17 protein-coding genes and 1 pseudogene are annotated in these 20,600 nt (G+C 72.0%); 9 read left to right on the top strand and 9 right to left on the bottom strand.

The window, feature by feature from the left end; genetic code table 11:
* Positions 1-5: 5 nt before the first annotated feature.
* Positions 6-1,811 (bottom strand): coagulation factor 5/8 type domain-containing protein, encoded by a 1,806-nt coding sequence (locus ABZ937_RS24705; protein WP_361695330.1) that lies wholly within the window; start codon positions 1,809-1,811, stop codon positions 6-8.
* A gap of 292 nt (positions 1,812-2,103) precedes the next feature.
* Between ABZ937_RS24705 and ABZ937_RS24700 the strand changes: the two genes are divergently transcribed.
* The 4 genes and pseudogenes from ABZ937_RS24700 (at position 2,104) to ABZ937_RS24685 (ending at position 6,424) form a co-directional block, all read left to right on the top strand.
* Positions 2,104-3,177: a DUF1996 domain-containing protein gene (locus ABZ937_RS24700; RefSeq protein WP_361695328.1), complete on the top strand. Its 1,074-nt coding sequence runs from the start codon at positions 2,104-2,106 to the stop codon at positions 3,175-3,177.
* Between the two features lie 56 nt (positions 3,178-3,233).
* A pseudogene (locus ABZ937_RS24695) lies at positions 3,234-4,712 on the top strand (glycoside hydrolase family 2 TIM barrel-domain containing protein); the annotation flags it as partial.
* Between the two features lie 84 nt (positions 4,713-4,796).
* Positions 4,797-5,837, top strand: a complete 1,041-nt coding sequence (locus ABZ937_RS24690) for a LacI family DNA-binding transcriptional regulator (protein WP_361695325.1) — start codon at positions 4,797-4,799, stop codon at positions 5,835-5,837.
* A 2-nt stretch (positions 5,838-5,839) separates the two neighbouring features.
* Positions 5,840-6,424, top strand: coding sequence for a hypothetical protein (locus ABZ937_RS24685; protein WP_361695323.1), 585 nt, complete (start codon positions 5,840-5,842; stop codon positions 6,422-6,424).
* A 12-nt stretch (positions 6,425-6,436) separates the two neighbouring features.
* Here the strand turns inward: ABZ937_RS24685 and ABZ937_RS24680 are convergent, their stop codons facing one another.
* A complete protein-coding gene (locus ABZ937_RS24680) occupies positions 6,437-7,144 on the bottom strand; it encodes a phenylalanine--tRNA ligase beta subunit-related protein (protein WP_361695321.1) in 708 nt (235 codons plus the stop codon).
* A 139-nt stretch (positions 7,145-7,283) separates the two neighbouring features.
* A complete protein-coding gene (locus ABZ937_RS24675; RefSeq protein ID WP_361695319.1) occupies positions 7,284-8,120 on the bottom strand; it encodes an EamA family transporter in 837 nt (278 codons plus the stop codon).
* 116 nt (positions 8,121-8,236) lie between these two features.
* Here ABZ937_RS24675 and ABZ937_RS24670 point away from each other — a divergent pair, with 116 nt between their 5' ends.
* Complete coding sequence (locus ABZ937_RS24670; protein WP_361695317.1) at positions 8,237-8,821, top strand: XRE family transcriptional regulator; 585 nt, start codon at positions 8,237-8,239, stop codon at positions 8,819-8,821.
* A 95-nt stretch (positions 8,822-8,916) separates the two neighbouring features.
* On the top strand, positions 8,917-9,762 hold the full coding sequence (locus ABZ937_RS24665; protein ID WP_361695315.1) for a GNAT family N-acetyltransferase: 846 nt from the start codon (positions 8,917-8,919) through the stop codon (positions 9,760-9,762).
* 31 nt (positions 9,763-9,793) lie between these two features.
* On the opposite strand, the gene ABZ937_RS24660 is transcribed toward ABZ937_RS24665, so the two are convergent.
* Genes ABZ937_RS24660 through ABZ937_RS24650 form a run of 3 tightly spaced genes read right to left on the bottom strand, consistent with a single transcriptional unit; the run spans position 9,794 to position 12,406 of the window.
* Positions 9,794-10,567: a DUF2071 domain-containing protein gene (locus tag ABZ937_RS24660; protein ID WP_361695313.1), complete on the bottom strand. Its 774-nt coding sequence runs from the start codon at positions 10,565-10,567 to the stop codon at positions 9,794-9,796.
* 4 nt (positions 10,568-10,571) lie between these two features.
* Positions 10,572-11,819, bottom strand: coding sequence for an MFS transporter (locus ABZ937_RS24655; protein WP_361695311.1), 1,248 nt, complete (start codon positions 11,817-11,819; stop codon positions 10,572-10,574).
* Positions 11,816-12,406, bottom strand: coding sequence for an XRE family transcriptional regulator (locus ABZ937_RS24650; RefSeq protein WP_361695309.1), 591 nt, complete (start codon positions 12,404-12,406; stop codon positions 11,816-11,818). Before ABZ937_RS24650 ends, ABZ937_RS24655 begins: the two co-directional genes overlap by 4 nt.
* Between ABZ937_RS24650 and ABZ937_RS24645 the strand changes: the two genes are divergently transcribed.
* Positions 12,405-12,926, top strand: coding sequence for an N-acetyltransferase family protein (locus tag ABZ937_RS24645; RefSeq protein WP_361695307.1), 522 nt, complete (start codon positions 12,405-12,407; stop codon positions 12,924-12,926). The genes ABZ937_RS24650 and ABZ937_RS24645 overlap by 2 nt on opposite strands.
* A gap of 78 nt (positions 12,927-13,004) precedes the next feature.
* On the top strand, positions 13,005-13,517 hold the full coding sequence (locus ABZ937_RS24640) for a GNAT family N-acetyltransferase (protein WP_361695305.1): 513 nt from the start codon (positions 13,005-13,007) through the stop codon (positions 13,515-13,517).
* Here the strand turns inward: ABZ937_RS24640 and ABZ937_RS24635 are convergent.
* On the bottom strand, positions 13,489-14,901 hold the full coding sequence (locus ABZ937_RS24635) for a PLP-dependent aminotransferase family protein (protein ID WP_361695303.1): 1,413 nt from the start codon (positions 14,899-14,901) through the stop codon (positions 13,489-13,491). The two genes, ABZ937_RS24640 and ABZ937_RS24635, sit on opposite strands and share 29 nt — an antisense overlap.
* Before the next feature lie 84 nt (positions 14,902-14,985).
* On the opposite strand from ABZ937_RS24635, the gene ABZ937_RS24630 reads away from it, so the two are divergent.
* The gene (locus ABZ937_RS24630; protein WP_361695301.1) at positions 14,986-15,741 is read left to right on the top strand and encodes a metallophosphoesterase; all 756 of its coding nucleotides are present in this window, start codon (positions 14,986-14,988) and stop codon (positions 15,739-15,741) included.
* Between the two features lie 44 nt (positions 15,742-15,785).
* Here ABZ937_RS24630 and ABZ937_RS24625 read toward each other — a convergent pair whose 3' ends face one another.
* Entirely contained in the window at positions 15,786-20,120 is a 4,335-nt protein-coding gene (locus ABZ937_RS24625; protein WP_361695299.1) for a trypsin-like peptidase domain-containing protein, read from the bottom strand.
* Positions 20,107-20,547, bottom strand: a complete 441-nt coding sequence (locus ABZ937_RS24620) for a CU044_2847 family protein (RefSeq protein WP_361695297.1) — start codon at positions 20,545-20,547, stop codon at positions 20,107-20,109. The genes ABZ937_RS24625 and ABZ937_RS24620 overlap by 14 nt, the downstream gene beginning before the upstream one ends.
* Positions 20,548-20,600: the final 53 nt, after the last annotated feature.

Below are 20,600 nucleotides of genomic sequence, written 5' to 3'. Positions count from 1 at the left end.
TTCCCTCAGGGGTACGCCACCACCGTGGACGGTGTCGTGGACGTCCCCGACGTCGGCGACCCCGTCTCGTTGATCACGTGCTCGTACTGGCCGTTGCCGCCGAGCGACACCACCAGCAGGTCGTGGAACTTCACGCCCGGCCGGTTCGGCGCGGCGAAGCCGTGGTGCTGCACGATCGACGGGTCGGCGTTGTAGTAGCAGTAGCTGCCCAGGCCCCAGCCCTCGTGGGCGGTGACGTCGGCGCCGACCTTGTAGGCGGCGTAGCCCTTGACCGAGCCGTTCTGGACGGCGGCCTGGTTCGGGGCGTCGTACGCCTTCTCGTTCTGGAAGAAGATCGTGCGCCCCCGCTGGCCGTTCCACTGCACGTCGTACTTGTTGAAGTGCTCCACGAACAGGCCCGTGCACAGCACGTCGTCGCCGTTGACCACGACGCCGTAGTCGGCGCGGTTGGTGTCCCAGCCGACGCCGGTGCCGTGGTCGGCGCGCCAGACCCAGGTGTGGTCGACGATGGTGTGCCGGCTGTTGATCACCATGCTGGTGGTCGCCTTGCCTGCGCCCGCGCCGCCGATGCGCACGAAGACGTCCTGCACGGTGGTCGGGTTGGCCGAGTGGTCCCGCGACGCGCCGGTCGGGCCGACCTCCAGCAGGGTCGTCGAGTTGACCGGTCCGGCGTCGATGAGGAAGCCGGCGAGCCGTACCCCGTCGACGTCGGCGACCTTCAGCGCGGTGGTGCCGTTGTCGGGCACGAGGGTGGCGTAACCCAGGCCCAGCACCACGGTGCCCGGGCGGTTGACCTGGATCGGCTGGTCGACGTGGTAGATGCCCGGCGTCAGCAGCAGGTGGAGCCCCTGCGCCAGCGCCTGGTTGAGGGTCGCCGCGCTGACGCCGGGCTTCGCCACGTAGAACTGCGACAGCGGCAGGGACGTGCCCCGCGGTGTGCCGTTGCCCCAGGTGACCCCGCGGGCGTTGGTCCGCTTCTCCGGCAGGAAGACGCGGAACTCGCTGCCGCTGACGTACAGGAACGGCTTCTCGCGGGAGACAGGGGTGGTGTCGAGGGTGGTGTACGGCGGGTTGGGGAAGCTCTGCGCGGGGGCGCCCTGGACGCCGGAGAACACCATGTTCCACACGCCGTTGAGCCAGCTGCCGATGACGCTGTCGCGGGTGTACCACTGCTGCTGGGAGTACGGGCCGACCTGGCCGTCGATCCGGCTGTCGGCGATGTAGCCGCCGCTCGCCCAGCCGTAGCCGGACGGAGCGAGGTTCAGGCCGCCGCGTATGTGCATACGGCGGAACGGGGCAGCCTGGGCGACCGCCCACCGGTTGGTGCCGTTCGCCGGCACCAGGGCCAGGTTCTCCGCCGAACGCCAGAAGTTCTGTGTGGCGTTGCCGTTGAACCAGCCCGCGTCGACCGTGACGTCCCCGTTGATCGTCGTGTCGTCGGGGGAGAGGCCGAGGCCCGCGATGGAGGTGTAGAAGCCGATCTGGGCGTTCAGACCGCTGTACGTACCCGGTTTGAACAGCAGCGCGTAGCGGCCGCTGCCGAACTGCGCCGACTCCTGCTGCCGGAAGACCTGGTCCAGTTTGGCCTGGATGCCGGGTGTGGCGGGGTCGAACACGAGGACGTTCGGCCCGAGGTCACCTCCGCCGGGCAGGGCGCGGGGAGAGGGGCGTGAGGAGCCGGCCGCCCGTGCGGGCGTAGGCAGAGCGGCCAGCACGGGTACCGCGGCGGCCGCACCGAGAACGGCCCGGCGGCCGACGGACGGCGAGGAAGGGGATGTGGGGGTGGGGGAGAAGGGGGAGGAGGGAGGCATGGGCGGCTCTCCTTGTTCGGGAAGTGAACGAAGTGGGGTGGGGGAGCGCTCTCTCGACGGTGGATGCTTCATTGACGTGAACGATGCGTCAAGAGGTACGACCGAATTCGTGCACTGTCTCGACTGAAGCACCGTCACATCGCTTGCTCTGCCTTCGAGAAGTGAGCGACGGGTGTCCACTGATCCTTTGGTCGATTCCCTTGACACCCTCCCCTCACCGCCTCAACACTCCAGCGATGGGAGAGCGCTCTCCCACCTCCGTTCGACCTCCCACTCCCCCCGAGGAGCCCCCATGTCACGGAGATCCCGGATCCTCTCGGGCACGCTGATCGGCTCGGCCCTGCTGGTGACCTCACTCGGCCTCAGCGGAGTCGCCGCCTCATCGACGCCCCCGTCCACCGGCGATGCCGTACACACCGGCCACACCCTGGCCCTGTCGACGACCGCGTCGCCCGAGGACCCCGACGGCGACGGCTACATCCCCGCCGTCCCGCCCGTCACCGGCGTCACGCCCTCCACGCAAGTCCCGCCGCACCGCTACTTCCACGAGTTCCAGGCCAACTGCGCGGTCAGCCACACCAGGGCGGACGACCCGATCGTCTATCCGCAGCAACCCGGCAAGTCCCACGACCACACGTTCCTCGGCAACACCACCACCGACGCGGCCAGCACGACCGCCTCGCTGAGCGCCGGCGGCACCACCTGCAAGGCCCCCGGCGACCTGTCCGGCTACTGGATGCCCACCCTCTACAACGGCGACAGGCAGATCCTGCCCATCGGCCCACAGGTGATCTACTACAAGGCCGGCGTCACCGACTACACCAGCGTCCGGCCCTTCCCCAAGGGCCTCAGGTTCGTCGTCGGCAGCCCGATGCAGAGCGCCGACGAGTTCCGCCACCACCGCGGCTTCGTCGAGGGCTGGGAGTGCGGCGACAGCTACTTCAACACCGAGTTCCCGGCGACCTGCCCAAACCGGGCCGACGTCCAGCTCAACATCCGCTTCCAGGCGCCCAGTTGCTGGGACGGCAGGTACCTCGACACCCCCGACCACGCGAGCCACATGGCCTACCCCGTCGTGAAACCCGGCACCAACGACAACGTCTGCCCCGCCGACCATCCGGTGGCGCTGCCGATGATCGAGTTCAAGATGGCGTTCCCGGTCAACGGAGACATGTCGCGGGTACGGCTGGCCAGCGGACCGGGCCACAGCTTCCACTACGACTTCTTCAACGCCTGGGACGACCGCACGCTCAAGGCCCTGGTCGACCACTGCGTCGTCGGCGGACTGCAGTGCGACGCCCGAGGCTACGACGAGACGCACCCCGAGGCCGGCGCCGCCCTGGACGCCGACTACCGCCTGCCGTAACAGCCCTCCCTCCCAACTCCACGTCACCGCCCCCACACACGGAGAACCGGCCCGCCATGACCCCACCACCAGGCACCCGCGCGCGCCGCCTCGCCGCGCCGCTCACCGCCGGCGTGCTCACCGTCGGCGCCCTCACCGCCCTGCCGGCCGCCCAGGCCCACGCGGCCGGCAGCGTCGTCAAGGTCAGCGGCACCCAGGGCAACTGGCAACTGACCGTGGACGGACAGCCGTACCAGGTCAAAGGCCTGACCTGGGGTCCGGCCATGGCCGACGCCGACAAGTACCTTCCCGATCTGCGGTCCATGGGTGTCAACACCCTCCGCACCTGGGGCACCGACGCCACCAGCAAGCCCCTGTTCGACTCCGCCGCAGCGCACGGCATCAAGGTCATCGCCGGGTTCTGGCTGCAGCCCGGCGGCGGCCCCGGCAGCGGCGGCTGCGTGAACTACGTGACCGACACCTCCTACAAGAACCGGATGCTGGAAGAGTTCCCCCAGTGGGTGCAGGCCTACAAGGACAATCCCGGCGTCCTGATGTGGGACGTCGGCAACGAATCCGTCCTCGGACTCCAGAACTGCTACAGCGGAGCCGAGCTGGAACGGCAGCGCGACGCCTACACCACCTTCGTCAACGACGTCGCGAAGAAGATCCACTCCATCGACCCGGACCACCCGGTCACCTCGACCGACGCCTGGGTCGGGGTCTGGCCGTACTTCAAGAAGAACGCACCCGAACTCGACCTGTACGCCGTCAACGCCTACAACGCCGTCTGCGACGTCAAGTCGGCCTGGGGGCAGGGCGATTACCGCAAGCCGTACATCGTCACCGAGACCGGCCCGGCCGGCGAGTGGGAGGTGCCCGACGACGCCAACGGCGTGCCCCTGGAGCCCGCCGACCGGGCCAAGGCCGACGGATACACCCGCGCGTGGGGCTGCGTCACCGGGCATCGCGGAGTCGCGCTCGGCGCCACGATGTTCCACTACGGCACCGAGTACGACTTCGGCGGGATCTGGTTCAACCTGCTGCCCGCCGGGGAGAAGCGGCTGTCGTACTACGCGGTCAAGCGTGCCTACGGCGGGGACACCGCGCACGACAACACGCCGCCCGTCGTCTCGGACCTGACCGTCGAGGGCGACCCGGGCAAGGTCCAGGCGGGCCGGGACCTGACCCTCGCCGTCAAGGCCACCGATCCCGACGGGGACGCGCTCTCCTACGAGGTCCTCGTCAACAGCATGTACATCGACCGGAGCAAGAACCTCACCACACTGCCCTACACCGATCTCGGCGGCGGCCGGCTCAAGGTCACCGCACCCGACCGTCCGGGCGTCTGGAAGGTGTACGTCAAGGTCAAGGACGGTCACGGCAACGTCGGCGTCGAGACCCGGTCCGTCCGGGTCGTCCCGCCCGCCGTGAACCTCGGCACCCGCTCCACGTCCAAGCACGTTTAGCTGTTGTGGGAGGCCTCGTACGCGAAGGCGTACACCGTACAGACCTCGGACGACGGGCAGAACTGGCAGACCGTGCGCACCGTGAGCCCGTACCGTACGAGGCGCCGGCCGGCCGCACCGCCTCGGAGAGCGCTCTATCGCCGCAGGCCGCCGGGCCGTTAGGGTGCGGGCATGAGCAGACAGGCCCCGACCCTGGAGGACGTCGCCCGGGAGGCCGGCGTCTCTCGGGCCACCGTCTCCCGGGTCGTCAACGGCGTACGCAACGTGGACCCGGCGATCCAGGAACTGGTCCGCCGGGCCATCGAACGCACCGGATACGCACCCAACCGGGCCGCCCGCTCCCTGGTCACCCGGCGGGCCGAGACCGTGGCCCTGGTGGTGTCCGGAGCCCAGGACGCCTCCGACGAAGCCCAGGCCGCCTTCGCCTCCCGCGTGTTCGCCGACCCGTTCTTCGGCCGGGTGGTCGGCGGAATCGTCGGCTACCTCCGGCCGCGCTCCGTCCACCCGGTGCTGATGTTCGCCGAGTCGGACGAGTCCCGCCAGGAGGTGCTCACCTACCTGAGGCAGGGCCGGGCCGACGGCGCGCTGGTGGTCTCCAGCCATGCCGACGACCCGCTGCCCGCGCTCCTCGCCGAAGCCCGGCTGCCCGCGGTCCTCTTCGCCCGCCCCTCCCGTCCCGTCCCGCTCAGCTACGTCGACCTGGCTCACCGGGACGGCGGCCGGCTCGCCGCCGAGCACCTGCTGGCCCAAGGCTGCCGCAGACCGGCGACGATCTGCGGACCGTTGGCGGTCGCCGCCAGCCAGGACCGGCTGGCCGGCTTCCGCGACACCCTCGCCCGCCAGGGCCTCGCCTACGTCCCCGTGGCCGAGGGCGGCTTCACCTTGGACAGCGGCCTTGCCGCCATGACGCACCTGCTGGCCGAACACCCCGACGTGGACGGTGTGTTCGCGGCCAACGACCTCATGGCCCGGGGCGCCTGCCAGGTACTGCGCGAACACGGCCGGCGGGTACCGCAGGACGTGGCGGTCGTCGGCTTCGACGACTCCACCGTCGCCGTCACCCGGCGACCGCACCTCACCACCGTGCGCCAGCCCGTGGAGGACATGGCCGCCGAGATGGCCCGCCTCCTCGACGAACACATCCACGGCACGCGCACCGAGCCCACCTCGGTCGTGTTCGAACCGGAATTGGTCGTACGGGAGTCGGCCTGACCATGGATGACGCGTTCACACTTCTCCGGCGGGCTGTCGGCCTGCTGCCCGAGGACGCCGTGGCGGACAACGGCCGGACGGTCGGAGGGATTCGCCAGGCCATCGAGCTGCAGCAATGGGAGAAGGCGCTCGACAGGCTCATCGAGATCGCGGACGTGCGTCCCGTGCCCGTCGCCTACTGGGAGATGCTCGCCGAGGCCGCTCGGCAGATGATGCTGGACCGCAGCCGCCGCTGGTGCGAGTGGCGGGGCTGGGAAGCCGAGCACGGTACCGTCCGCGCGACGCTCACCCTGCTGGGAACCGACGAGGGCGGACGGCGGAGTGCCCTGGCCGGGGACGGCCGGCTCCGACCGCTCTGGGACACAGGCAATCGCACCGCTGACGGGCGACGGGACCTCGACATCGCCCTGCTCTGGGTCGAGTTCGCGCCGCAACTCGGCCCTGGAGAGACAGCCGATGTTCGCCTGGCTCCCCTGCGGCCCGAGCGCTGGCGGCATCTGCAGCCCGGTGACGTGATCACCATGCACGAGGCCAGGCCCGTCACCGGCACCGCCACGGTCATCGAGGTGCTGCCGCCTCGGGCCTGAGCGGCCTGCGGTTCACACGTCGACGCGGGGGTGAGCGGGGCTGAGGTAGTGCACCGCGGTCCGCTCGGCGCGCGGGATCAGCAGGCCCTGCAACTCGTCCGCCGCGATCTTGAGGAGATGGCCGTCGTCGGCGGCGCGGACGGTCTCGAGGATGAAGGCGACGTGGGTGGAGTCCTCCGTGACACGGGTGCGATGGGCGTCGCGGTGGTTCCAGTGACGCGTCAGGACCCCGGAGGCGTCGGCGTAGATGATCTCGCCGGGCTTGGGCCGCTCGACGGTGTCGGGTTCACCGAGCGGCGTGAATTCCTCGCTGCCCTCCGCGTAGCGGATGTCCACGTCGCCGGTGACGCGGTGGAGGTCGAAGGCGCCGGCGGGCAGGCCGTGGCGGACGGAGACGGCGTTGTAGGAGTCGACGGCCGGGTTGATGCGGGGCAGCGTCCCCTTCTTGGTGAGGCGACGGCCGAGGGCGTCGACGCTGGGGCGGACGCGGCGGGGGTTGGTGCCGAAGGAGCGGTAGGTGGTGTGCCACGCCTCGATGCGCGGGTCGGTCTCGCCGGCCGGCCGCCAGGTGCCGACGGCGAGCTGCTGCTCCAGGCCGTCCACGGCGGCGACGGTGTCGGGCCAGGGCTCGTGGCCGTTCAGGCCGGTGGCGGTGACCAGGGCGATCAGCGTGTCGGGAAAGGCTTCCGCGACGGGCGGGGTGAGCTGGAACGAGGTCATGGGCGAGGTCCGTTTCCGTGTCGGGGGAGTGGTGCTCAGGGCTTCCAGAGGCCGATGCGAGACCGGCGCGGCCGATGCGAGACCGGCGCGGTCGATGCGGGACCGGCCGGGCAGCACCGTGGGCAGGCCGGGGCGGTGCTCAGGTGAGGGCGAGGAGGCTGACCGCGACGGCGGCGGTGCCCAGGCCGACGAGCTGGCCGCGGTGCACGCGCTCGGCGAGGACGCCGCGGGCCAGCAGGACGGTGCCGGCCGGGTAGAGGGCGGTGATCACGGCGACGACCGCGAGGTCTCCGCTGCGGGCGGCGAGCAGGAACAGCAGGTTCGCCACCGAGTCCAGCACGCCGGCCGTGGCCGACAGCGCGTACGCGGGCCGCTCGGGGCCGAGCCTGCGGTACATCAGCCCGGCCGCGGCCAGCGTGACGGCCGAGGAGACGGCCCGGCCGACGACCAGCGGAGCCACGCCGCTGTCGGCGGGCGCCTGGTGCAGGAAGATCAACTGGAGGGCGATGGCCGCGCCCGCGCCGAGGGCCAGCAGCAGCGCGGTGCGCGACGGGCGCGCCGACCCGGCGCCGTGCCCCGCGCTGACCAGCACCACCGCGACCAGCGCGAGCGGCAGCCCGGCCAGTCCGGCGGCGCCCAGGTGCTCGCCCTGCAGCAGCCCCGCGCCGACCGGCAGTACGGCCGATACCAGCGCGGTGACGGGGGAGAGCACGTTCATCGGGCCGATGGCCAGGGTGCGGTAGAGCAGAGCGAACGCGGCGGCCGAGGCGACTCCGGAGACGGCGCCCCAGGCGAGGGCCCCGGTGCTGAAGGAGGCGCCGAGGAAGGGCCACAGCAGCAGCTCGACCATGAGAGAGGCCGGCGCGGCGATCATCACGGTGCGCAGGACGTGGGCCTTGCGGGCACCGAGGCCGCCGAGGAAGTCGGCGCAGCCGTAGGCCAGAGAGCTGCCCAGGGCCAGCAGCAGAGCGATCACGGTACATCCCTTACTATCAATGGAACGACCAAACCGTACAACGGACCGACCGGGACGTGTCAACCGAACGACCGCGCGGTACATTCCACTGGTCCACGGGCAAGGATGGTGATCGGATGGCAGAGACCGAGGCGGCCCTGCGGACGCTCGCGCAGAACGTCCGGGCGGCCCGCACCCGCGCGGGCCTGTCCCTGGACGAACTCGGCCGGCGCGCCCAGGTCAGCAAGGGAGCCCTGGTGGGACTGGAGAAGGCCCAGGGCAACCCGAACTTCGCCACCCTGGTCCGGCTGGCCGACACCCTCGGCGTCTCCGTCTCCGCTCTGCTGGAGGGCAGGGCCGAGGAGAGGGTCCGCATCGTGTCCGCCGAGGGCCTGGCACCGCTGTGGACCGGCCCGCGGGGCAGCGAGGCCCGGCTGATGCTGACCACCTCCGGGCCGGCCCCCGTCGAGGTCTGGCGCTGGAAGCTGGAGCCGGGCGAGGAGTACCCCAGCCACCCCCACCAGGGCGGGGTCGTGGAAACCGTCAGTGTCACCTCGGGCCGGATGACACTGGTCGTCGACGGCGTGGAGCACACCGTCGAAGCCGGGCAGACCGCCGCCTTCGACGGCGACGCCCCGCACACCTACCGCGGCGCGGGCACCGACACCTGCCACCTGATCATGACCGTCCACCTCCCGCCCGGCCCAGGTTCCGCGACCTGACCCACGAGGCGCCGAACCTTGCGCGGCGGCGCTGTCGGCTGGGGGCGGTCATTTGCGGAGGCGGCATGCCCATGCTCCGTGGTGGGATGTGCGGCATGATCGACTCGCTTCGGGCCCGTATCGAGCGGTACTACTCCGCCGTACCGCTGTTGTCTTCCGACGCCGAGGACTTCGGCCCGCTGCGGTTGTTCGTGCGCAAGGAACCGGGAACCCCCTACTACGGCGGTCCGAGCCATGCTCAACCGACCGCGGCGGGCTCCGGGGCCGTCAGGGCAGCCGACATCGCCCGGGTACGCGCCCGGCAGCGCGAACTCGGTGTGCCGGAAGCCTTCGAATGGCTCGCCGAGGCGGCTCCGGCGCTGCGCGCCCGTATCGAGGCCGCCGGTCTCCCGGTGCTGGAACGCCCGCTGATGGCCCTCGACCCGCACCACCCACTGCCCCCGCAGCCGCTGCCGGAGGGCGTCACGATCCGTGCGCTGACGGCCGACGACCCGGCTCTGCCCAAGGCCCTTGCTCTCCCACGACTGGCCTTCGCCGAGGCGGGCACGGCGGTGGGCGTGGCGGGCCGCGCGGAACTGTCGGCAGCGGCCGAGGAGTTGGCCGCGGACGGTACGGTCGCAACGATCCGTCCCACCATCCGTGCCGGACACAAGACACTCGTCGCCGCCCTCGCCCCCGACGGCACCCCGCTCGCAGCCGGCCACTACCACCCTGCGAACGGCACGACCGAGATCGGCGGCGTCGGCACGCTGCCCGCCGCCCGGCGCCAGGGCCTGGCCGCGGCCGTCGCGACGGCGCTGGCCGCACACGCCCGCCACCACGGGGTACACACCGTCTTCCTCGCCTATGCGGAGGACAAGGTCGCCCGGCTCTACGCCCGCTTGGGTTTCCGTCCCGCGGACACCACTCTTCTCATCGCCAACCAGCCCGCGCGATCGTAGGTCTCGCCCCGACGCGCGAATCGCCGTTGGGTCAGGGGGTCGGGATGCCGGCCGACGTGCGGGGTGGGCGGGTGAAGCGGACCGGGACTCCTGGGGAGTAGAGCACGCTGACGGGGGGCCCGGCCGGCGTGGGCAGGCCTGCCGAGGACACCAGGTTCTCCTCGCACTGCAACAGCTCGGCACGGTGCAGTGGCCAGCGCGGGTGCGTGTTCGGCAGGAACAGGGCCCGGCCGAAGAAGGCGCTGTGCATACCCCAGCGGGCGGTCAGGAAGTGTTCCAGCTCGGTCGGTGCATCGACCCGCTCGCCGACCCGTATCGCGAGGTCGCTGCGTGTGCCACGAGGGCCGGGCCAGCGCCGGCTGCTGGTGTAGGTGACCGTGGCGCCCTCCCGGCGGATCCGCATCCGTGACCAGACGTACGGCAGGCGGAAGACGGCCCGTCCGACGGCCACCGGAATCAGACGCGACGCGTCCAGCGAACGGAAGACCACGCCACGCCGGCCATGGGCGTCCACGGAGTACAGGCGGACATTGGTCTCGGGGAAGGAGCCGAGGTACGGAATGCCGGGCAGACGGAACCATCCCACGCGGTGCATCCGGAAGGCGACGAGCCCGACGTACGTCACCCCGTCCAGGGTGTCCGGACGGGTCCCGGCCGGCAGCAGCGGGGCGACGTCCGCGGGATCGGCGGCCCAGTGGAGGAAGGCCAGATCGAGCCACGACTGGGTGAGCAGGGGCCGTGGCGCGGTGTGAGGCGGGTCGGCGGTGATGGGTTCCGGGTGCAGTACGAGCGGCGGCTGCGGCATCGCATCAGTATCCGCGAGGTCGTCGCGCCGTGCTGGTCCTCGTCACGGGTTTCCTCGAGCGCGGCATGCGTGCCCTGAGGGTTTCGGCGCGGGTTCCGCGTTGGGGCAGGCGTCCGAGGCAGGCGGCGAGGAGCAGTGCGGCGAGGCCGGTCAGCGCGGTGCCCTGCCAGCCGAGGGTGTCGAGCAGGGGTGCTGCGAGCGCGCTGCCGATGGCGCCGGTCGTGAAGTACAGCACCAGGTAGACGCTGGTGAGGCTGCCGGAGCGGTGCGGATCGAGGGCGATGACGCGGCTCGTGTTGGCGGCTTGGGCGGCGAAGCACCCGGCGTCGAAGAGGGCGAGGCCGAGCGCGATGGTCGGCGGGGTGGTCAGGCCGGTGGCCAGCAGGGCCGTTCCGGCAGCGGCGGCCAGCAGGGAGGCGGTGATCACGGTGGCCGGGGCGTGCCGGTCGGTGAGGCGTCCGGTGAGCGGGAGGACGATGAGACCGAGGAGCCCGGCCAGGCTGTACAGGCCGATGGCGGTCGGACCGAGGGAGTGGGGCGGTTCGGCCAGAGCGAGTGCGAGCGCGACCCATATGAGGTTGAAGGCGAGGTACCACAACCCGCCGACGACTACCGCGCGTCGCATTTCGCTGAACTCGCGCAGGAGCGGCGGGAGCGAGGCGAGGGCGGCCCGGTAGCTGTGGTCGCGGTGCGGCCTCTGTCTGGGCAGGAGCGCGCCGGCGGTGATCGCGGCGAGCAGGGCGAGGGCGGCGAAGACGAGCAGCATCCGCCGCCAGCCGAGGACGTCGGCGAGGGTTCCGCCCGCCAGGCGACTGAGCAGGATCCCCGCCGACATCCCAGCCGCCACCGTGGCCACACCGGTCGCGCGACGCCCGGGCGGGGCATACCTGCCCGCGATGGTGCCGGCCTGGGCCGCGACACTGGCGGTCGCGCCGATGAACAGGTAGGCGGCCACGAGCACGCCCGCGCTGGGCGCGGTCGCGGCGAGGGCGAGGGCGGCCGCCAGGGCGGTGAGCTGTGCGGCGACCAGGCGGTTGGGGGCGAGGCGGTCGGTGAGGGGCAGCAGGAGGGCGAAGCCGGTCATGCAGCCCACGAGTGCGGCGGTCGGCGCGAGGCCGATCACGGAGAGGGGGACGCCCAGATCGGCGGCGACCGCGGTGAGCGCGGGCTGGACTGCGTAGTTGTTCGCGATCGCCGTCCCGGCGACGCAGGCCAGCAGGAACGTGCCGCTGCGCGGAAGGGCACGACTCATGGCTGGGCGCCGCGGGCGAGGATGACGGCGTAGCGGCATTCGACGTCCGTGGTGTTGGCGAAGACCCGCGGGGTGGGCGCGCCGAGTTCGATGCTGTCGCCCGCGTCGAGTTCGTGGACCGTGTCGCCGTCGTGGAAGGTCAGACGGCCGTCGAGGACCCAGACGATCTGCCGGACGAAGGCGAAGGCAGCAGCCGGATACGGTACTCGGGCGCCGGCGGGCAGACGGATCTCGGCGACCTCCGCGGGGAAGTGCGGGCCGGAGATCTGCCGGCGCCGGTAGCCGGTGCCGGGATCCCGCCATTCCGCCGTGTCGGCCCCGCGGCGCACGCCTGCCGTCGGCTCCGTGCCGTCCTGCGCTCCTTCGGCCAGGGCGAGCAGCGAGGCGATGCTGAGCTGGAACGCGGCCGACAGCTTGCCGAGGACGACGGCGCTGGGGCTGCTCTCGCCGCGCTCGATCCTGCTGATCATGGCCTGGGACACCCCGGAGGCATCCGCGAGCTGGGCCAGCGTCCAGCGGCGGCGTTCCCGCTCGGTGCGGACCCGGGCAGCGATCTGCCGTACCAGCGGATCTACTATATTGGACATGAATCCACTATACGAAAGAAGCGCTATGACGGTGACAGTGCGCCGCGCACAGGCGGGCGACGCGGAGGCCATCCGTGCGATCCGCAACCACGCGATCGAGCGGTCGACGGCCCTGTGGACGCAGACCCCGCAGTCCCCCGCCGAGGGGGACGCCTGGTTGGCGGCGCACCTGGAGCGTGGTTCGGCGTTCGTCGCCCTGGCCGAGGGCGAGGTGGCCGGGTTCGCGGTCCACGGGCCGTGGCGCGCACTGGACGGGTACCGCCACACGGTGGAGGACTCGGTCTACGTCCGCGAAGACCGGCACGGGCTCGGCATCGGCTCCGCACTGCTCGACGCCCTCATCGCCTCGGCGCGTGAAGCCGGCCACCACGTCATGATCGCCGGAATCGAGGCCGAGAACACCGGATCGATCCGGCTGCACGAACGGTTCGGGTTCCAACGCGTCGGAACGGTGCGGGAGGTCGGAACCAAGTTCGGCCGCTGGCTCGACCTGACGATCATGGCTCTGCACCTGAGCTGAACCGCCGACGCCGACGACGAAGGGGGCGACGAATGGGGCGGTTCTCCGCCCCGGCGGCGCCCGTGTGAGGATCGGCGCGTGAACGATCTACGCTTCCGCCCGGCTGTCCGCGAAGACCTTTCCACCCTCGTGCGCCTGCGTGACGATGCCGCCCGCTGGATGAACTCCCGTGGCACCACCGGCCAGTGGCAGCCCGGCGAACTGGATGAAGCCCACTTCCGTCGGATCATGGAGGACGGAGAAGTCTGGGTCGCGGAAGTCGCCGGCCGTACCGTCGGGGCCTGGGAACTGTGGTGGGAGGATCCGGACGCCTGGGGCCCGCAGCCCCCGACGGCCGGCTACGTGCATCGCCTGATGGTGGACCATGCCGTCGCCCTGCCGGGAACGGGACGGCGGCTTCTACGGGCCGCTGAGCGGCGCGTGGCCGAGGCGGGCCGCACCCTGGTCCGCCTCGACTGCCTGGCAGGCAATGATCGTCTGACGGCGTACTACGTCGACGCCGGCTACCGGGTCGTCGGCCACCAGGAGGGCAAGCCGCAGCCGGGCGGCACGCCCAAGTCGTTCACGCTCCTCGAAAAGACCGTGCGGTGAGCAGCGTGTCGAACAGCGCGTCGAGAGCGGGCCGGTAGGCGTGCTCGGGCGGGGCCGCGAAGCCGATGAGCAGGCCTGCCGGGCGCCCGTGGGCATCGATGTGGAGTTCGGACAGGCCGCGCAGGGCGAGTCCGTGCCGGGCACAGAAAGAGCGGACCTCGTCTTCCGCCGGCCAGTCGGCGGAGAGGGTCACGAGGGTGTGCAGACCGGCCGGAACACCGCGGACGGTCAGACCCGGGACTCCGGCCGCGCGGGCCAGCAGCAGTTCCCGTCGCCGACGGTAGCGCAGGCGGGAGGCGCGAACGTGGCGGTCGTAGGCGTGACTGGTGATCAGGTCCGCGAGGACGAGCTGGGAGAGGCTCTCGGTGTAGAGATCGGCCAGCTGTTTGGCTGCTACGACCGGCTTCACCAACTCCGGAGGCAGAGCCATCCAGGCCAGGCGCAGAGCAGGGCCGAGCGTCTTGGAGGCGGTGCCGCAGTACACGGTCCGGTCGGGGGCGATGCCCTGCAGGGCGCCGACGGGTTGGCGGTCGTAGCGGTACTCGCCGTCGTAGTCGTCCTCGATGACCAGCCCGCCGGTGGTGCGTGCCCAGGCGCTGACGGCCTGACGCCGGCTGGGGTGGAGGGGGACGCCGGTCGGATACTGGTGCGAGGGCGTGAGCAGCACCGCGTCGACCTCGTGCGTCAGCGCGTCCACGCGCGCGCCGTCGGCGTCGACGGGCATGGGACGGACGGCGAGTCCGGTGCGCTGGACGACGGCGCGGAAGACGTTGTGACTGGGATCCTCGACGGCTACCGTCCTGGCGCCGCTTCGGACCAGCACATCGCTGAGCAGGCTCAGGCCCTGGTAGTAGCCGGACGTGATGACGATGCGGTCGGGGGTCGTGACCACACCGCGGGTGCGGCCCAGGTAGTCGGCCACCGCGGTGCGCAGTTCGATCCGGCCCTGCGGGTCTCCGGCGCCGAGCATCACCGAGCGGGAGCCCGCGACCACCCGGCGCGTTGCCGCGAGCCAGGCGCGCGCGGGGAAGGCGCTGACATCGGGAAGCCCCGGGCGCAGGTCATGGCGAGGGCCCGCCGGTATCGGTGAGGCCGAGGGGGAAGCCTCGGTCTCCGGTGGTATGTCCGCCACGGTGGTGCCCGACCCGGGCCGGCTGGTCAGGTAGCCCTCTTCAGCCAGTTGATCGTAGGCGGCGGTCACCGTCCCACGGGACAGCCCGAGTTCGGTGGCCAGCCCCCTGGTGGAGGGCAGGAGCGTCCCCGCGGCCAGGCGCCCCTGACGGATCGCGTCGCGCAGCGCCGACTCCAGAGCCGAACGGCGGCCTTGGGAGGCGTCGAGATCGATGTGCAGGTCGACGCGTGAACCGGACCAGGATTTCCGCACGGAACTGGATCTTACTCGTGGTCCGGTGCCCGCCTAGCCTCGGCCCAAGTGATCAACAGCCCGACAGCGACAGGACGTACCTCGATGATCGTGATAGCCCACCTCAGCGACACCCACATCGACAGTGAGCCGCGCAGCATCGAGCGCACCCGGGCCGTCATGCGCTACCTGGAGGACCTGCCGTACGACCTGGACGCGGTCCTGGTGACCGGAGACATCACCGACCATGGCCTGCCGGCCGAGTACGAGCAGGCCCGTAGGCTCTTCGCCTCGCGGCACCCGGTGCTGCTCTGCCCCGGCAACCACGACCGGCGTGAGGCCTTCCGCACGCACCTCTTGGCGCAGCCGGCTGCGGCGACTCCGGTCAATCAGGTGCATCAGAGCGCTGACGTGGTCATCGCGATGTGCGACTCATCGGTGCCGGGCAAGGACGAGGGAATCCTCTCGGACGAAACCCTGGCGTGGCTCGAGGACATCCTGGCCCGGACCTCCGACCGGACGCCCGTGCTGATCGGCTTCCACCACCCCCCGGCGCAGTTGCACGTCCCGTTCGTCGACGGCATCCGCCAGTTCGGCGCCGAGCGGCTCGCGGCCCTCGCCGACCGGCACCCCAACATCACGGGGTTCCTCTGCGGCCACGCCCACACGGCCGCGACGACCGTCTTCGCCGGACGCCCGCTGCTCGTGGCCCCCGGCGTCGTCTCCACCCTGCGTCTTCCCTGGGAACACCGCGAGCACCCCGAGGACCACGTCCACCTGGACCATCCCCCTGCGCTCGCCTTCCACATCCTTGACGAGACCGGGCGGTTGACCACGCACTTCCGTCACGTCGGTGTGTGAGCGGACCGCACCAGCCCCTCGTAGCCCTGCGGAGAACTGCACCGTCATCCCGAGCACGGGCGGCCGGTGTGCGCGCCGTTCGGCAGCAGTTTGCGTTCGGCGGCCGTGTACGGGCGGTCGGCCGTCTCGCACAGCCGGTGCCACCACGTGCCGGGATCGATGTCCACGCTCTGGAGCTGCCCGCCGGAGGCGAGCCAGAGGCGGGTGCCGGAGGCGACCGCGGCGAACGGGTCCGTGTTCACCGTGTCCTGGCCCTCCGCGAGCGTGCTGCCGTCCGAGACGTCGTGCAGCCGTATGCCCCGGCCCGCGGTGACGGAGACGAGGGCGCGGTCGCCGATGAAGGCGAGGGGGTGGGTGAAGGGAGGGTAGGGCACGACGCCTCCGCGCCGGCGGCCGGTCTCCGCGTCCCAGAAGCGGAGCTTGCTGTCGCTGTGACCCACGGCCACGAGGCTGCCGTCCCGACTGAAGAGCACGGTGGGATTCCCCGGCTCCCTGGCCCCGTCCACACCGGTCGGCGAGGTCCATTCGGAGATGCGCCGGTTCTTCACGAGGTCCCAGACCATCAGCTGTCCGAGGAGGTGACCGGACCTGCTGACGATCAGGGCCTGGTCGTCGTGGCCGGGGCGGGCGACGAGCTGGCCGGCGGTGGTCCGGAGCGACTCCGGGTGGGCCTCGGGCGGTGCCACGCGCAGTGGAGACGAGACGACCGTGCCCGTCCCGGGGTCGACCCGCAGTACGTCGTTGGAGGTCAGCAGCACGGCCAGTTCGCCGTTGCCCAGCTGGGCCACGGACTCGATGCTGGAGGCCCGCGCCGCTGTGGGAAGCCGCCGGGCGAGATCGACCTCCAGGTGGCTGTTGAGGTCGTCGGCCGCGTACAGCAGGAGTGTGAGACCGTCGGTGTCCCATACGGCCACGGTCTCGCGCTCCTTCGAACTCACCCAGAGCGTGGCCCACTTGCGGTCCTCCGGGTCGCCCGGCAGCTCCGCACTGCGGTTCGGGGCTCCCGGACGGCTCAGATGAAGGCGGCCCTCGTTCTGGGTCGCGAACCGGTCGTGGTGCGGATCGAGCGCCACCGTCTGCAGGTCGGTATGGTCGAACGGCAGCGGCTCGACGTCCCTGCTGAGGCGCAGCCGTACCAAGCCGTCACCGACCGCCGCCACCGCCACCGGGCGGTCGCCCGACCTGCGCGGCCAGATCGCCATCTTCACCGGCTGGTTCGACGTGCCGTCGGTGGGGACCACCGCCGTCCAGGAGCCACCGTCGAGGACGCCCACAGCGGACGCGATGCCGTACTCCGCGTCGTCGTCGCTGGATCCCGCCTCGCGGAAGGCGGTGCGGTAGTAGCTCGTGGCGTCGGTGTCGCCGAAGCGTGACGGAGTCACCCGAGGCGCTGCGGAGCCGTCCACGCGCAGCCACCTCGCCTGCGCGCCGAGTCGGTTCGGGTACACGGAGAGCACCTTGTCCCGTCCCATGAGCGTGCTGGTCGCGTTGGCGTCCGTGACCAGCCGCCGCTGTTCCCTCCCCGTGGGCAGCGAGAAGACTCCGGCCGACGACAGGTAGCGACCGGACGAGTTGCGGCGGAGCCACTGGAGGGTCACGTGGTCGGGCCCGCCCGCGAACGCGGCGCCGTCCACCACCCGGCCCGTGGTCACCCGCCGCGCCCCCGGGACCGGGTCGCCGGAGCGCACGTTCCAGATGTCGAGTCTGCCGTGCTGCTCGATGGCGTCGCCGTCGCCCCGGTCTCCGTAGGAGTGCAGGCGCAGCAGGCGGGAGGAGTCGTCGCTGAAGTCCAGTGAGGGGAAGTAGACGTCGTCCGATTCCGGTCGTGCTCCGGTGAGCAGGCGTGGCTCGGGGTCTTTGCCGACCTCCCAAAGCCGTACCGACCCGTCGGGCGACGCGAGGGCGTACCAGCGCCCGTCGTCGCTGACCGCGTCCTTGGATTCCTGCGCCGGCGCTCCCGCAAGACGGTGGACGCGGGGGTGATCGGAGGCGGCGTCCACGACGACGGAGACCGTCGCGCTGCCCTTCTCCGGCTTGGTCGTCACCGCGAGGACATCGGTCTCCGACGCGGCGGTCATGCGGTCCACGCTCCCCGGCCACAACCCGGCGTGCACCCGTTCCGCGTCCCGCATCCTCAGGTACTGCCGGAACAGCTGACTCTTGGCCTTGCCCGTGGGGGATGTCGCCCACGCGCCCATCGCCAGCTGTACCGAGACCCCGAAGTCGAGCGCCGATCGCTCCTGCGCGATGCCGGCCAGCTGCTCGGAGGCCGCCGCGCGCAGCTGCGTCTCCATGCGGTCCCGGCTGCGGCTCGCGTCCCAGGCCAGCCAGCCCGCTATGAGTGTGAGGACGGTGACGACGGCGGCGAACCCGCGCAGCACGTATGCGCCCCGTCGTGCGTGGCGCCGGCCCGCGGTCAGGTAGGCCCGCTGGAGGGCGGTGATGTCCCGGTCGCGTTCCGGTTCCCACCGGCCCGCGGCCGTGAGCAGTTTCCCGGGTACGGGCACGAACGGGCGGCGGCCCTCCGCGGCCCACGCGGCGGCCTGTTCGGCGACCTGGGACTGCCAGGCGCGGAACTCCTCGCCCTCGCGCAGACAGGTGCGCAGCCACTCCCATTCGCGCAGCAACGCCTCATGGGCCATGCGCAGGGACTCGCCGAGCGTGTCTCCCGGCGGCGGCTCCGTCCAGGCGAGCAGCTTCTGCCGCGCCATACGGCTGGCCAAGCGCTGCTGCGCCTCGTCGAGTTCGCCCACCGGCACGACGTCCGGCAGGAACCGGCCGAGTCCGTCCGGGCGGGCCAGGCGCTGGAACAGGCGCCGCGCGGTCTGCTCGTCGGCGACGCCTTCCGCGACGGCCGCGTCGAGGGTGCGTTGCGCGTGCTGGGCCAACGCGCCGGACAGGCCGCCCAGTTCCTGGTAGGCGGCGAGGGTCAGGCGTCCCCCCGAGCGCCGACGCCACAGCTCGGCCAGCGTGAACTCCAGAAGCGGCAGGGCGTTGCCCTCCCCCCGGGTGTCCTGGGCGTCCCTGGCATCGCGCAGCAGCAGTTCCTTGAGGCCGTCCTGGAGGCCGGCTCCGGGGATCGGGGCGAGCCGGGCGGAGATCACCTCGCTCAGGGCCTCGTCGGTCAGCGGGTCCAGGGACACGACGGCCCGGGTCCGCTCGGCGGCCGGCAGCACGGCGGACAGCACGTCCAGCGTGGCGTGCCGGGCGGACAGGACCGCCCGGAGTCCCCGGTCCGGCGTGGCACCGGCGGTCAGCTCGCGCCACCACCTCACCACCTGCCGGGCGGCGGACGGCGCCGCGGCGGCGTACTCCTCGAACTGGTCCAGGACCAGCACGCCCGTCCGGTCCCGGAAGACGGTCCGCAGCTCCTCCCGTAGAACGGCGAGCGCGACCTCGTCCCCGGACAGTGCCTCCCGTACGGCCGCCAGGCGGGCGGTGCCGGTGTTCTCCTCGGGGACGGCCGCCCTCCACAGGGCCAGCAGTGCCTCGCCGAGCGTGGTGGCCGGGCCGTCCGCCTCGTGCGGTGTGCGCACCACGGTGACGGCCTGGACCGCGTGCAGCCGCGGCAGCAGACCGGCGTGCAGCAAGGACGACTTGCCCGTGCCCGACTGCCCGGTCAGCAGGGTCAGCGGCTGCTCGCGCACCGCCGAGACGAGCGCGTCCGTCTCCCTGGCCCGCCCCAGGAACAGGTGAGCGTCGCTCTCCTCGAAGCGCAACAGGCCCTTGAACGGGCCCGGGTCCTCGACGGCGTCCGGTGCCCGGGCGGCCAGCCGCGGGGCCGGGATCAGATACGCCGTGCCGTCGAGGCTGTCGCGGCCACGCGTGGCGAGCATGCCGACCACATGGCGGGCTCCGACGTCCCAGACCGGACTCCCGCTGAACCCCGGCTCGATCGCGACGCTGCCGTGCCCCGCGTCCAGCTGGATGAGGCCCGCGCCCTGGCCGCCGCGCAGGGTGCCGTGCGCGTTCACGCCCGTGTCGGTGACCTCGGGAAAGCCGTAGAGCCGGGCCTCGCGGCCGTAGAGCGGGGCATCGGGGCCGGCCAGGGGCAGCGGCGCGGTCCCGGCGACCGGGTGGGTGAGCCGGAGGATCGCGATGTCGTCGGTGGGGTACCAGGCTTCGACGGTGGCAGGCACCGGTTCCCGGGGTTCTCCGGTGACCAGCGGGAAGTCCACCAGGAGCGGTTCGTCCGGGCGGCCGGGCCCGGTCCCGTCGCCGTCGGCGACCACGTGCGCGCAGGTGCACACCAGGTCGCGGGTCAGGAGGAACCCGGCGCCCAGCAGCCTGCCCCGCCGGTCGAAGAGCCGGGCGAGCCCCTGCTCGAACTCGGTACCTCCCGACGGGGCGGCGGGAGGCGGCGCCTCAGTCGCCGCCACCGACGGGCTCCGCGTCCGAGGACGGCGCCCCGTCCGGGACCGGCTCGTCGTCCGGGGCCGACTCGTCGTCGGCGTCGGCACGGCCTGCGCCGTCGCGCTGCCGCTCCCACTCAAGGGCCACTTTGAAGTGCGCTTCGGTCGCGGCCCGGGCCAGGACGACACCGGCGTCCGCGCTGAGCTTCACCCCGAACTCAAGACTGACACGGTCCGGAGCCTCCGGCATGGCCCGCAGCGAGGCCAGCACGTCCTGGACGGCCGGCCGGACGCGGTCGACGGCCTGGCGGAGGGTGTCCGCCGCGGCCCCCGTGGCGTCCCCGCGGCGTCTTCGCACCGGCTCGTAGGCGTCGCCGTGCGGTGGCACGGGACCGTCGACCTCCACGCGCAGTACCGAGCCGTCGCTCGCCTGGAACTCCCTTATCCCCGCCATGAGTTCACCGATCCGTCGCTTCCCCTGAGCGCTGCCTGCGGTGGCCGGAGCCA

It is taken from the genome of Streptomyces sp. NPDC046727 (assembly GCF_040645635.1).
Taxonomy (GTDB): domain Bacteria; phylum Actinomycetota; class Actinomycetes; order Streptomycetales; family Streptomycetaceae; genus Streptomyces.
Note: the sequence above shows the minus strand (reverse complement) of the source record. Positions and strands in the feature narration are given on the sequence as shown.

What these genes read in the sequence shown, in the direction of transcription:
- ABZ937_RS24680 (WP_361695321.1), bottom strand. Translation starts at nt 7,144, where the DNA reads ATGACCTCGTTCCAGCTCACCCCGCCCGTCGCGGAAGCCTTTCCCGAC.
- ABZ937_RS24630 (WP_361695301.1), top strand. Translation starts at nt 14,986, where the DNA reads ATGATCGTGATAGCCCACCTCAGCGACACCCACATCGACAGTGAGCCG.
- ABZ937_RS24700 (WP_361695328.1), top strand. Translation starts at nt 2,104, where the DNA reads ATGTCACGGAGATCCCGGATCCTCTCGGGCACGCTGATCGGCTCGGCC.
- ABZ937_RS24645 (WP_361695307.1), top strand. Translation starts at nt 12,405, where the DNA reads ATGAATCCACTATACGAAAGAAGCGCTATGACGGTGACAGTGCGCCGC.
- ABZ937_RS24665 (WP_361695315.1), top strand. Translation starts at nt 8,917, where the DNA reads ATGATCGACTCGCTTCGGGCCCGTATCGAGCGGTACTACTCCGCCGTA.
- ABZ937_RS24690 (WP_361695325.1), top strand. Translation starts at nt 4,797, where the DNA reads ATGAGCAGACAGGCCCCGACCCTGGAGGACGTCGCCCGGGAGGCCGGC.
- ABZ937_RS24655 (WP_361695311.1), bottom strand. Translation starts at nt 11,819, where the DNA reads ATGAGTCGTGCCCTTCCGCGCAGCGGCACGTTCCTGCTGGCCTGCGTC.
- ABZ937_RS24660 (WP_361695313.1), bottom strand. Translation starts at nt 10,567, where the DNA reads ATGCCGCAGCCGCCGCTCGTACTGCACCCGGAACCCATCACCGCCGAC.
- ABZ937_RS24685 (WP_361695323.1), top strand. Translation starts at nt 5,840, where the DNA reads ATGGATGACGCGTTCACACTTCTCCGGCGGGCTGTCGGCCTGCTGCCC.
- ABZ937_RS24650 (WP_361695309.1), bottom strand. Translation starts at nt 12,406, where the DNA reads ATGTCCAATATAGTAGATCCGCTGGTACGGCAGATCGCTGCCCGGGTC.
- ABZ937_RS24670 (WP_361695317.1), top strand. Translation starts at nt 8,237, where the DNA reads ATGGCAGAGACCGAGGCGGCCCTGCGGACGCTCGCGCAGAACGTCCGG.
- ABZ937_RS24705 (WP_361695330.1), bottom strand. Translation starts at nt 1,811, where the DNA reads ATGCCTCCCTCCTCCCCCTTCTCCCCCACCCCCACATCCCCTTCCTCG.
- ABZ937_RS24620 (WP_361695297.1), bottom strand. Translation starts at nt 20,547, where the DNA reads ATGGCGGGGATAAGGGAGTTCCAGGCGAGCGACGGCTCGGTACTGCGC.